The following is an 11,647-nucleotide window of genomic DNA, read 5'->3' as shown; positions in this document are numbered from 1 at the left end:
GGGCGACGCTCTGCGGCTGCCGTTCGCCGACGAGACCTTCGACGCGGTGACCATCTCCTTCGGGCTGCGCAACGTCAACGACGTCGACCAGGCCCTGCGCGAGCTCCTGCGGGTGACCAAGGTCGGCGGGCGGCTGGTGATCTGCGAGTTCAGCCACATTCCGGTCGAGGCGGTGGACCGGATCTACTCCACCTACCTCATGGGGGCGCTGCCGAGGATCGCCGGTGCCGTGTCCGGCCGCAGCGAGGCCTACGACTACCTGTCGGAGTCGATCATGGCGTGGCCGACCCAGCCCGACCTGGCGCGCACCCTACAGGACGCGGGATGGTCCCGGGTCGCGTGGCGCAACCTGACCCTCGGCACGGTCGCCCTGCACCGGGGCTTCCGGGAGAAGTAAAATCAGACATCAGTAACTCTTGGCCACATAGGTCACACATAACTCAATAACTGGCAAACCCTGAGGAACTTCCTGTTCTTCAGGGTTTTTCGTGTTGCTGGATGGGTTCGTGTGATGCCGGAAACCACACCTGAGCTGCGTGTCTGTCAGAGAGTGGCGGTTTTCTGGGGTTGGTGTCACTGTCTGTTGCTGTATGTCCCCTTTATTGCCAGAGGGTTCCGAATACCCCCTCAGGGCTCGCCTATGGACCCTCGGAGGGTCTAGACTGCGGAAAAGTGTCCTTGTGAAGCACTTCACAAGGGCGCGAGGTGTATCCCACAAGCCACAAACCGGACATCCCGGCAGGCAGGGCCACCTCACAACAGACCCCGTGAGCGGGTCGGACCCCGCACAGGCCCGCCACGGTGCACCGCGCGAGTAGTCGAGGACCCACCGTGAGCGAGACAGCCACCTCCTCCCCCAGACGCCGGGAGCGGATCGAGTACGACGCCGACGTGATCATCGTCGGCGCCGGACCCTCGGGCTCCACCACCGCGTACTACCTGGCTCAGGCCGGACTGGACGTCCTCCTGCTGGAGAAGACCTCCTTCCCCCGCGAGAAGGTCTGCGGTGACGGGCTCACACCCCGCGCGGTCAAGCAGCTCACCGCCATGGGGATCACCTTCGAGGACGAGGGCTGGGTCAGGAACCACGGCCTGCGCATCATCGGCGCCGGGGTCCGCCTCGACCTCCCCTGGCCGGACCTCGCCGCCTACCCGGGTTTCGGACTCGTCCGCACCCGCTTCGACTTCGACCAGATCCTGGTCAACCGCGCGGTCGCCGCCGGGGCCAAGCTTCTGGAGCGCACCACCGTCACCGGCCCGCTCATGGACGAGCGCAGCAACCGCATCGTGGGAGTGCACGCCAAGGACGCCGACCGCGAACCCGTCACGTTCCGGGCCCCGCTCGTCGTCGCCGCCGACGGCAACTCCTCCCGCCTGTCCGTGGCCATGGGCATCCGCAAACGCGACGACCGTCCCATGGGCGTGGCCGTGCGCACCTACTTCGAGAGCCCCCGCCACGACGACGACTACCTCGAGTCCTGGCTGGAGCTGTGGGACCGCACCGGTGACCGCGACGTCCTCCTGCCCGGCTACGGCTGGGTCTTCGGTGTCGGCGACGGCACCTGCAACGTCGGCCTCGGCATCCTCAACTCCACGTCCTCCTTCCAGGACGTGGACTACCGCAGGCTCCTGCGCCGGTGGACCGACAGCATGCCCGAGGGCTGGGGCTTCACGGAGGACAACCAGAAGGGCGCCATCCGCGGCGCCGCGCTCCCGATGGGCTTCAACCGCGTGCCCCACTACTCCCGCGGCCTCATGCTCGTCGGTGACGCGGGCGGCATGGTCAACCCCTTCAACGGCGAGGGCATCGCCTACGCCATGGAGGCCGGGAACATCGCCGCCGACGTGATCACGCAGGCGCACGGGCGCCCCACGCAGCAGACCCGCGAACGGGCCCTCCTGCGCTACCCCCAGGTGCTCGCCGACACCTACGGCGGTTACTACACGCTCGGGCGCTACTTCGTGAGGATGCTCGGCCAGCCCGAGTTCATGAAGTACGCGACCCGCTACGGCCTGCGTCAGCGCACTCTCATGAAGTTCGCGCTGAAGATGCTCGCCAATCTCACCGAACCCACCCAGGGGGACGCCATGGACCGGGTCATCAACGGTCTGTCGCGCATCGCGCCCGCCGCGTAGGGCCGGGACCGGAAGCCACACACAAGCCAGCCCCCCCGTCCGCGCGCGGGGGGAATCCCGGGACGAAGGATGGGCCCCCGCTAGTGAAAGCAATCACAAGCATGTTCCACGACCTCCCCGACCAGCCAGAAGGAGGGTGACCGATGGAGCTCTACACACCGATCTTCGTGCTCGGCGGGATCGGCGCCGCGTTCGTCGTGGTGTCGATGGTGGCGGGGGCGGTCATGGGCCCCAAACGCTACAACCGGGCCAAGATGCAGGCCTACGAGTGCGGTATCGAACCCACCCCCCAGCCCGCCGGGGGCGGACGCTTCACCGTCAAGTACTACATGACGGCCATGATGTTCATCGTCTTCGACATCGAGATCATCTTCCTCATCCCCTGGGCCGTGCACTTCGACGCCCTGGGCTGGTTCGGACTGGTCGCGATCGTCCTCTTCCTGGTGAACGTCTCCATCGCCTACGCCTACGAGTGGCGTCGCGGAGGCCTCGAATGGGACTGATTCCGACGACGGCCCGCCCGTCCCGCACCCGGCCAACCCACGGTCCCGAGGAGGTCCGTCACTGATGGGACTCGAGGAGAAACTGCCGAGCGGCATCGCGCTCACCACGGTCGAACAGGTCGTCGGCCTGGCCCGCAAGAGCTCGATGTGGCCCGCGACGTTCGGACTCGCCTGCTGCGCCATCGAGATGATGTCCGTCGGCGGTCCCCACTACGACCTCGCCCGTTTCGGCATGGAGAAGTTCGGCGCCACGCCCCGCCAGGCCGACCTCATGATCGTCGCCGGCCGGGTCAGCCAGAAGATGGCGCCCGTCCTGCGTCAGATCTACGACCAGATGCCCGAGCCCAAGTGGGTCATCGCGATGGGCGTGTGCGCCTCCAGCGGCGGCATGTTCAACAACTACGCGATCGTCCAGGGCGTGGACCACATCGTCCCGGTCGACATCTACCTGCCGGGCTGCCCGCCCCGGCCGGAGATGCTCCTGGACGCCGTGCTCAAGCTGCACGACAAGGTGCAGAACACCAAGCTCGGCGCCCACCGGGAGCAGGAGATCACCGAGACCGAGGAGCGGATGCTGCGCCGTTCGCTGCCGCTGGTGAGCAAGGACTGAGGATGAGCACCGAGAACGAGGCCAACCACAACGGTGACGGCGCGGAGGCCGCGGAGAACCTCCCCGACCGCCGGGGCAGCGAGCGCCTGGCCGCGCCCGTCGTCCGCACCGGCATGTTCGGCGCCACCACCGCCGGGGACACCTCCGGCTACGGCGGCCTGCGGGTGCGGGGGAGCGCTCCCGCCGCCAGCTCCCGGCCGTTCACCGACCCGGAGGACCCGCGCACCGCCGACTTCGACCGGGTCGCCGACGACCTGGAGGCCGCCCTGGGCGAGGGGGCGGGTGCGGTGGAGCGGATCGTCGTCGACCGCGGGGAGATCACCTTCCACGTGCGCCGCGACGCCCTGGTCGAGGTCGTCCGGGCCCTGCGCGACGACCCCGCGCTGCGCTACGAGCTCTGCACCGGGGTGTCCGGTGTGCACTTCCCCGACGACACGGACCGGGAGCTGCACGCCGTCTACCACCTCCGGTCGATCACCCACAACAGCCAGATCCGTGTCGAGACCACCTGCCCCGACGCCGATCCCCACGTCCCCTCGATCGTGTCGGTCTACCCGACCAACGACTGGCACGAGCGCGAGGCCTGGGACTTCTTCGGGATCGTCTTCGACGGGCACCCCGCGCTCACCCGGATCCAGATGCCCGACGACTGGCACGGCCACCCCCAGCGCAAGGACTACCCGCTGGGCGGCGTCCCGGTCGAGTACCGGGGCGCCACCGTGCCCCCGCCGGACGAACGGAGGGCCTACAAGTGAGCCCGCGGACCACCACACCACGGTTCGGCCAGAAGGGAGGCCCGGCGTGACCGTCACCGAGGACTACATCGACGCCTCCGGCGGGGACTGGGACGAGGTCATCGAGAGGGCGCAGGCCACGAGCGCCGAACGCCTCGTCGTCAACATGGGGCCCCAGCATCCCTCCACACACGGCGTCCTCCGCCTGATCCTCACCCTCGACGGTGAGACCTGCACCGAGGCACGCGTCGGTATCGGCTACCTGCACACCGGTATCGAGAAGAACATGGAATACCGGACGTGGACCCAGGGGACCACGTTCGTGACCCGCATGGACTACCTGACACCGCTGTTCAACGAGACGGCGTACTGCCTGGCCGTCGAACGGCTGCTCGACGTCACCGACCGGATCCCCGAGCGGGCCGAGGTCATCCGCGTCCTGGTCATGGAGCTCAACCGGATCGCGTCGCACTTCGTCGCGATGGCCACGTTCGGCATGGAGCTCGGCGCGACCACGGTCATGACCAACGGCTTCCGCGAGCGCGAGATGGTCCTGGACATCCTGGAACTCATCACGGGCCTACGGATGAACCACGCCTACGTGCGCCCCGGCGGTGTGGCCCAGGACCTGCCGCCCGGCGCGGTCGGCAAGATCCGCGAACTCCTCAAGGAGATGCCCAAGCGCATCCAGACCATGCGCAAGCTCCTCGACGAGAATCCCGTCTACCTCGCCCGCACGAGGGACGTGGCCTACCTCAACCTCCCCGGCTGCATGGCGCTGGGCGTCACCGGACCACTGCTGCGCGCCTCCGGACTGGCCTGGGACCTGCGCAAGGCCAAGCCCTACTGCGGTTACGAGAACTACGAGTTCGACGTCCCCGTCTCCGACGGCGGCGACGTCTACGCGCGCTACCGCGTCCGCATGGCCGAGATGACCGAGAGCCTCAAGATCATCGAGCAGTGCCTGGACAAGCTCCAGCCCGGTCCGGTGATGATCGAGGACGCCAAGATCGGCTGGCCCGCCAAGCTGGCGCTCGGCCCGGACGGGATGGGTAACTCGCCCGACCACATCGCGCACATCATGAGCGGCTCCATGGAGGCGCTCATCCACCACTTCAAGCTGGTCACCGAGGGCTTCCGGGTGCCCGCGGGCCAGGCGTACGCGGCCGTCGAGAGCGCCAAGGGCGAACTCGGGTGCCACGCGGTCAGCGACGGGGGCACCCGCCCCTACCGCGTGCACTTTCGCGACCCCTCGTTCACGCACCTCCAGGCCGTCGCCGCCATGTGCGAGGGCGGCACGGTGGCGGACGTCATCGCGGCCGTGGCCAGTATCGACCCGGTGATGGGAGGCGTGGACCGGTGACCGAGCACAGCACACCCGACGCCGGGGGCACCGCTCCCGACCGGTTCCCCGACGAGGTCGTCGCGCGACTGGAACAGGACGCCAAGGAGCTGATCAGCCGCTACCCGAAGGAGCGGTCCGCGCTCCTGCCGCTGCTGCACCTGGTGCAGGCCGAGGAGGGCCACGTCAGCCGGGCCGGGATGCGCTTCTGCGCCGACCAGCTCGGCATCACGCTGGCCGAGGTCAACGCGGTGGCCACCTTCTACACGATGTACCGCCGCCGGCCCGGCGGCGACTACCAGGTGGGTGTGTGCACCAACACCCTGTGCGCGGTGATGGGCGGGGACGAGATCTTCGCGACCCTCAAGGAGCACCTGGGCGTGGGCAACGCCGAGACCACCGAGGACGGCCGGGTCACGCTGGAGCACGTCGAGTGCAACGCGGCCTGCGACTTCGCGCCGGTCGTGATGGTCAACTGGGAGTTCTTCGACAACCAGACGCCCGAGAGCGCCACACAGCTGGTCGACGACCTGCGGCTGGGCAAGGACGTCGCGCCCACACGCGGCCCGTCGAGCCTGTGCACCTGGAAGCAGGCCTCACGCGTGCTGGCCGGGTTCGACGACGGCCGCGGAGGCGAGGGCGTCCAGGCGGCGGCCCCGTCCCTGGCCGGGCTGAAACTCGCCCGGCAGCGGGGATGGACGGCTCCCGACCCGGCGAACCTCCCCGCCCCGAACCAGGGTGAGGAGGAAGCCAAGTGACCACCCTGACCCCGATCCTGTCCGAGCACTGGGACCGACCGGACTCCTTCACCCTCGACGGTTACCGGGCCACCGGCGGTTACGCGGCCCTGCGCAAGGCGCTGGCCATGGAGCCCGACGCCATCGTCGACGCGGTCAAGCAGTCCGGGCTGCGCGGGCGCGGCGGCGCCGGGTTCCCCACCGGTATGAAGTGGGGCTTCCTCCCGCCGGACAACCCCAACCCGCGCTACCTGGTCGTCAACGCCGACGAGTCCGAGCCGGGCACCTGCAAGGACATCCCGCTGATGCTCGCCAACCCGCACGCGTTGGTCGAGGGCGTCGCGATCGCCTCCTACGCGATCAAATCCAGCCAGGCCTTCATCTACGTGCGCGGCGAGGTCGTCCACGTCATCCGACGCCTGCGCCGGGCCGTCGCCGAGGCCTACGACGCCGGACTGCTCGGCACGAACATCCTGGGCACCGGCTTCGACCTCGACGTGGTCGTCCACGCGGGCGCGGGCGCCTACATCTGCGGCGAGGAGACGGCGCTGCTCGACTCCCTGGAGGGCTACCGGGGCCAGCCCCGGCTCAAGCCGCCCTTCCCCGCCGTCGCCGGGCTCTACGCCTCACCGACCGTGGTGAACAACGTCGAGTCCATCGCCAGCGTTCCGAGCATCGTCGCCAACGGCGCCGAGTGGTTCACCTCCATGGGCACGGAGAAGTCCGCCGGGTTCGGCTTCTTCTCCCTGTCCGGGCACGTGAGCAACCCCGGACAGTACGAGGCGCCGCTCGGCGTCACCCTGCGCGAACTCCTCGACATGGCGGGCGGCGTCCGTCCCGGGCACCGGCTCAAGTTCTGGACGCCCGGCGGCTCGTCCACGCCGATCTTCACCGACGAGCACCTCGACACACCGCTCGACTTCGAGTCGGTGGGCGCCGCCGGGTCCATGCTCGGCACCCGCGCCCTCCAGATCTTCGACGAGACCACGTGCGTCGTCCGCGCGGTCGGCCGGTGGATCGCCTTCTACGCCCACGAGTCCTGCGGCAAGTGCACGCCCTGCCGGGAGGGCAACTTCTGGATGGTCCAGGTGCTGGACCGGCTGGAGAACGGCCAGGGCACCGAGGAGGACCTCGACAAGCTCCTCGACATCTGCGACAACCTGCTCGGCCGGTCCTTCTGCGCCCTCGGCGACGGCGCCACCAGCCCGGTCACCTCCTCCATCAAGTACTTCCGCCAGGAGTACATCGACCACGTGGAGAAGGGCGGCTGCCCCTTCGACCACTCCAGGGCCACCCTCTGGGGGGACCGGCCGACCTCGACCACCACGGAACGGGGAGGGAACCAGTGACCGTCACGTCCAACTCCTCCGGCGGGGCGGCGCCCGCACCGCCCCCGGAGGACCTGATCACCGTCACCATCGACGGGTTCCGGATCCAGGTGCCCAAGGGCACGCTGGTCATCCGCGCCGCGGAGCTGCTCGGGATCCAGATCCCCCGGTTCTGCGACCACCCGCTGCTCGACCCGGTCGGCGCCTGCCGCCAGTGCCTGGTGGAGATCCCCGACATGGGCAACGGCCGGGGGATGCCCAAGCCGCAGGCCTCCTGCACCATCACCGTGATGGACGGCATGGTGGTCAACACCCAGCTGACCTCCGAGGTGGCGGAGAAGGCCCAGCGCGGGATCATGGAGTTCCTCCTGATCAACCACCCGCTGGACTGCCCGGTCTGCGACAAGGGCGGCGAGTGCCCCCTCCAGAACCAGGCCATGTCCAACGGGCGCGGGGAGACGCGCTTCGTCGACGTCAAGCGCACCTTCCCCAAGCCGATCGCGCTGTCCAGCCAGGTGCTGCTCGACCGGGAGCGCTGCATCCAGTGCGCCCGCTGCACCCGCTTCGCCGCCCAGATCGCCGGGGACCCGCTCATCGAACTCATGGAGCGCGGCGCGCAGGAGCAGGTCGGCATCGCCGAGGGAGAGGCGTTCGACTCCTACTTCTCCGGCAACACCGTGCAGATCTGCCCGGTCGGCGCGCTCACCGGCGCCGCCTACCGGTTCCGGTCCCGCCCCTTCGACCTGGTGTCCACGCCCAGCGTGTGCGAGCACTGCGCGGGCGGCTGCGCCCAGCGCACCGACCACCGGCGCGGCAAGGTCACCCGACGCCTGGCCGGGGACGACCCGCAGGTCAACGAGGAGTGGAACTGCGACAAGGGCCGGTGGGCGTTCACCTACGCCACCCGGGCCGACCGCCTCACCCGCCCCCTCGTCCGCGACGAGGAGTCCCGCGCACTGGAGTTCGCCTCCTGGCCCGAGGCGGTCGACATCGCCGCCCGGGGCCTGGCCGCCGCGCGCGGCCGGGTCGGCGTCCTGACCGGCGGGCGGCTCACCTACGAGGACGCCTACGCCTACGCCAAGTTCGCCCGGGTCGCCCTGGGCACCAACGACGTCGACGCCCGGGCCCGCGCCCACTCCGACGAGGAGGCCGACTTCCTGGCCGCCCACGTCGCGGGCGCCCCGATCGGGGTCGACTTCACCGCCCTGGAGAAGGCCCCCGCCGTGCTCCTGGCCGGGATCGAGCCCGAGGACGAGTCCCCGAGCATGTTCCTCCGGCTGCGCAAGGGCGCTCGGAAGAACAAGGTCGCGGTCTTCTCCGTCGCCCCGCACGCCAGTCTCGGCCTGACCAAGACCGGCGGGCGGCTCGTCCGCGCGGTCCCCGGTGACGAGGGGCGCGTGCTCAACGCCCTGGAGACCGAGGACTCCGACGCCGCGACCGCCCTGCGCCAGGAGGGCGCGGTGATCGTCGCCGGTGAGCGGCTCGCCGCCGTCCCCGGCGCCCTGACCGCCGCCGCCGACCTGGCCGGGCGGACCGGGGCCCGTCTGGTGTGGGTGCCCCGCCGTGCGGGCGAGCGCGGCGCGGTCGACGCCGGAGCCCTGCCGGGCCTGCTGCCCGGGGGACGCCCGGTCACCGACCCGGCCGCCCGAGCCGAGGTGGCCCGGGCCTGGAACGTGGGCTCCCTGCCGGAGGCCCCGGGCCGCGACACCGCCCGGATCATCGAGGCGGCCGCGGCCGGAGAGCTCGACGCCCTGCTCATCGCCGGGGTGGAGCTCGACGACCTGCCCGACCCCGACGCCGCCCGCGCCGCACTGGCCCGGGTGCCGTTCGTCGTCAGTCTCGAGCTTCGGGCCAGCGACGTCACCGACCGCGCCGACGTGGTGCTTCCCGTGGCCGCCGTCGCGGAGAAGTCCGGCACCTTCGTCAACTGGGAGGGCCGCCACCGGCCCTTCGGCGACGCGCTCAAGGTGCCCGGAGCCCTCTCCGACCTACGGGTGCTCGCGGCGATCGCCGACGGCATGGACGTCCACCTCGGCCTGCCCGACGCCGCGACCGCCTACCGCGAGCTGCTCGAACTCGGCCTGTGGAGCGGCGAGCGCTCCGACGGCCCGTCGGTCCGCCCCGTACCGCCTCCCGAACCAGGGGCGGGGCAGGCGGTCCTGTCGACCTGGCGCCAGCTGCTCGGCACCGGCCGGATGGAGGACGGCGAGCCGTTCCTCGCCGGGACCGCCCGGGCGCCCCGCGCCTACCTGTCCAAGGCCACGGCCGACGAGGTCGGCGTCCCCGACGGCGGAGCGCTCCGCGTCACGGGAACCCGCGGCTCCGTGACCGTTCCCGCGATCGTCACCGACATCGCCGACCGGGTCGTCTGGCTGCCCGCCAACGCCCACGGCTGCGACGTCCCGCGTGATCTCGCGGGCGGCGCGGGCGAGACGGTCATCCTGGCCACCGCCAACGACCCCGGGAGGAACCAGTGACCTCCGCCGCCCTCGACCCGCGCGCGGTCCAGCTGGCCTCGGAGGCCAGTCTGGACGCGTTCGGCCAGGACCCTTGGTGGATCACCACGATCAAGGCCCTGGCGATCTTCGTCTTCCTCATGCTGTGCGTGCTGATGATGATCATGGCCGACCGCAAGGTCATGGGTCGGATGCAGCAGCGCCACGGCCCCAACCGGATGGGGCCCTTCGGGCTGCTCCAGTCCCTGTTCGACGGGATCAAGCTCTCCCTCAAGGAGGACCTGATCCCGCGCGGGGTGGACCGGTTCGTCTACATCGCCGCGCCGATGATCGCGGCCGTGCCCGCCTTCATCGCCTTCTCCGTCATCCCGATCGGTCCCGAGGTGAACCTGTTCGGCGTCCTCACGCCGCTCCAGCTCACCGACCTGCCGATCGCCGCCCTGGTGGTCCTGGCCACCGCGGCCCTGGGCGTGTACGGGTTCGTGCTCGGCGGCTGGGCCTCGCAGTCGCCCTACGCCCTGCTCGGCGGTCTGCGGGCGTCGGCGCAGGTGATCAGCTATGAGATCGCCATGGGCATGTCCTTCGTGGCGGTCTTCATCATGTCCGGGACGCTCACCACGTCCGGGATCGTCGAGTCCCAACGCGGCCTGTGGTTCGCGGTGCTGCTCCTGCCGTCGTTCCTGGTCTACCTGGTGACGATGGTCGGCGAGACCAACCGCCTCCCGTTCGACCTCGCCGAGGGCGAGGGCGAGATCGTCGGCGGCTTCATGACCGAGTACGGGTCCATGAAGTTCACGATGTTCTTCCTCGCCGAGTACGTGAACATGTGCACGGTCGCGGCGGTGTCCGTGACGCTCTTCCTCGGCGGCTGGCTCGCCCCGCCCGGGGTCGAGGCCGTCCTGCCCGGCGCCAACGAGGGCTGGTGGCCCGCCCTGTGGTGGCTGCTCAAGTTCGTGTGCGTGATGTTCCTGTTCATCTGGGCGCGCGGCAGCCTGCCCCGGGTCCGCTACGACCAGCTGATGAAGTTCGGCTGGAAGGTGCTCATCCCGGTCCAGCTCGTGTGGATCACCGCGGTCGCCGTCGTGCGGATGCTCGTCCTCGAGGGCGCCTCCCCGGTGGTCGTCGGCGTCGTCGTGGCGGCGTTCACCGCGGCCACGCTCGCCGCCTTCTGGGCCTGGGTGCGCTACGCGCGCCGGGAGCGCGCGATCGCGGCCCGGGAGCGGGCGGAGAACGCGCGCCGTTCCCACGAGGACCCGTCCTTCGGCGGGTTCCCGGTTCCCCCGAGCACCGCCGCGCACTACGGCACCAGCGTGCTCGCCGAACCCCCGCGGACGGCCACGGCCGCCGCCGGACGCAACGACAAGCGTGAGGAGGTCAGCGGTGCTTGAGTGGCTCAACCCGGTCAAGGGTTTCGGCGTCACCTTCCACACCATGTTCACCAAGGTGCCGACGGTCGAGTACCCGGAGGTCAAGCGCCCCACGGCGCCACGCTTCCACGGTCGGCACCAGCTGAACAGGTGGGCCGACGGCCTGGAGAAGTGCATCGGGTGCGAACTGTGCGCCTGGGCCTGTCCGGCCGACGCCATCTACGTGGAGGCCGGTGACAACAGCGAGGACGAGCGGTACTCGCCCGGTGAGCGGTACGGGCGCGTCTACCAGATCAACTACCTGCGCTGCATCCTGTGCGGGCTGTGCGTGGAGGCCTGCCCGACCCGCGCGCTGACCATGACCAACGAGTACGAGCTGGCCGACGACAGCAGGCAGAGCCTGATCTGGACGAAGGAACAGCTGCTCGCCCCGC

The 11,647-nt window shown here is 70.2% G+C and carries 11 protein-coding genes; all 11 read left to right on the top strand.

Translation table 11 applies throughout. The annotated features are described in order from the left end of the window. Nucleotides 1-397 (top strand): class I SAM-dependent methyltransferase (locus tag D471_RS0124555; RefSeq protein WP_017601067.1); only part of this gene is annotated, 397 nt, incomplete at its 5' end. Nucleotides 398-831: 434 nt separating this feature from the next. Next, the gene (locus tag D471_RS0124550) at nt 832-2,136 is read left to right on the top strand and encodes a geranylgeranyl reductase family protein (RefSeq protein ID WP_017601066.1); all 1,305 of its coding nucleotides are present in this window, start codon (nt 832-834) and stop codon (nt 2,134-2,136) included. Nucleotides 2,137-2,279: 143 nt separating this feature from the next. Next, on the top strand, nt 2,280-2,639 hold the full coding sequence (locus tag D471_RS0124545) for an NADH-quinone oxidoreductase subunit A (RefSeq protein WP_017601065.1): 360 nt from the start codon (nt 2,280-2,282) through the stop codon (nt 2,637-2,639). A 64-nt stretch (nt 2,640-2,703) separates the two neighbouring features. Then, complete coding sequence (locus D471_RS0124540) at nt 2,704-3,249, top strand: NuoB/complex I 20 kDa subunit family protein (protein ID WP_017601064.1); 546 nt, start codon at nt 2,704-2,706, stop codon at nt 3,247-3,249. A gap of 2 nt (nt 3,250-3,251) precedes the next feature. Beyond that, nucleotides 3,252-4,004 (top strand): NADH-quinone oxidoreductase subunit C, encoded by a 753-nt coding sequence (locus tag D471_RS0124535; protein WP_017601063.1) that lies wholly within the window; start codon nt 3,252-3,254, stop codon nt 4,002-4,004. A gap of 46 nt (nt 4,005-4,050) precedes the next feature. Then, a complete protein-coding gene (locus D471_RS0124530) occupies nt 4,051-5,346 on the top strand; it encodes an NADH-quinone oxidoreductase subunit D (protein ID WP_017601062.1) in 1,296 nt (431 codons plus the stop codon). Continuing rightward, nucleotides 5,343-6,083, top strand: coding sequence for an NADH-quinone oxidoreductase subunit NuoE (gene nuoE / locus D471_RS0124525; RefSeq protein WP_017601061.1), 741 nt, complete (start codon nt 5,343-5,345; stop codon nt 6,081-6,083). The genes D471_RS0124530 and nuoE overlap by 4 nt, the downstream gene beginning before the upstream one ends. Further along, nucleotides 6,080-7,411 (top strand): NADH-quinone oxidoreductase subunit NuoF, encoded by a 1,332-nt coding sequence (gene nuoF, locus D471_RS0124520; RefSeq protein ID WP_017601060.1) that lies wholly within the window; start codon nt 6,080-6,082, stop codon nt 7,409-7,411. The genes nuoE and nuoF overlap by 4 nt, the downstream gene beginning before the upstream one ends. Beyond that, nucleotides 7,408-9,867 (top strand): NADH-quinone oxidoreductase subunit G, encoded by a 2,460-nt coding sequence (locus tag D471_RS0124515; protein ID WP_017601059.1) that lies wholly within the window; start codon nt 7,408-7,410, stop codon nt 9,865-9,867. Before nuoF ends, D471_RS0124515 begins: the two co-directional genes overlap by 4 nt. After that, nucleotides 9,864-11,234: an NADH-quinone oxidoreductase subunit NuoH gene (nuoH, locus tag D471_RS0124510; RefSeq protein WP_017601058.1), complete on the top strand. Its 1,371-nt coding sequence runs from the start codon at nt 9,864-9,866 to the stop codon at nt 11,232-11,234. The genes D471_RS0124515 and nuoH overlap by 4 nt, the downstream gene beginning before the upstream one ends. Next, nucleotides 11,227-11,647: NADH-quinone oxidoreductase subunit NuoI (gene nuoI, locus D471_RS0124505; RefSeq protein ID WP_017601057.1), on the top strand; the 421-nt coding region annotated here is incomplete at its 3' end. The genes nuoH and nuoI, both read left to right, overlap by 8 nt.

The sequence above is a fragment of the Nocardiopsis lucentensis DSM 44048 genome, from assembly GCF_000341125.1.
In the GTDB taxonomy this organism is placed as follows: domain Bacteria; phylum Actinomycetota; class Actinomycetes; order Streptosporangiales; family Streptosporangiaceae; genus Nocardiopsis; species Nocardiopsis lucentensis.
The sequence above is the reverse complement of the archived record's forward strand: the minus strand, read 5'-3'. Positions and strand labels throughout refer to the sequence as shown.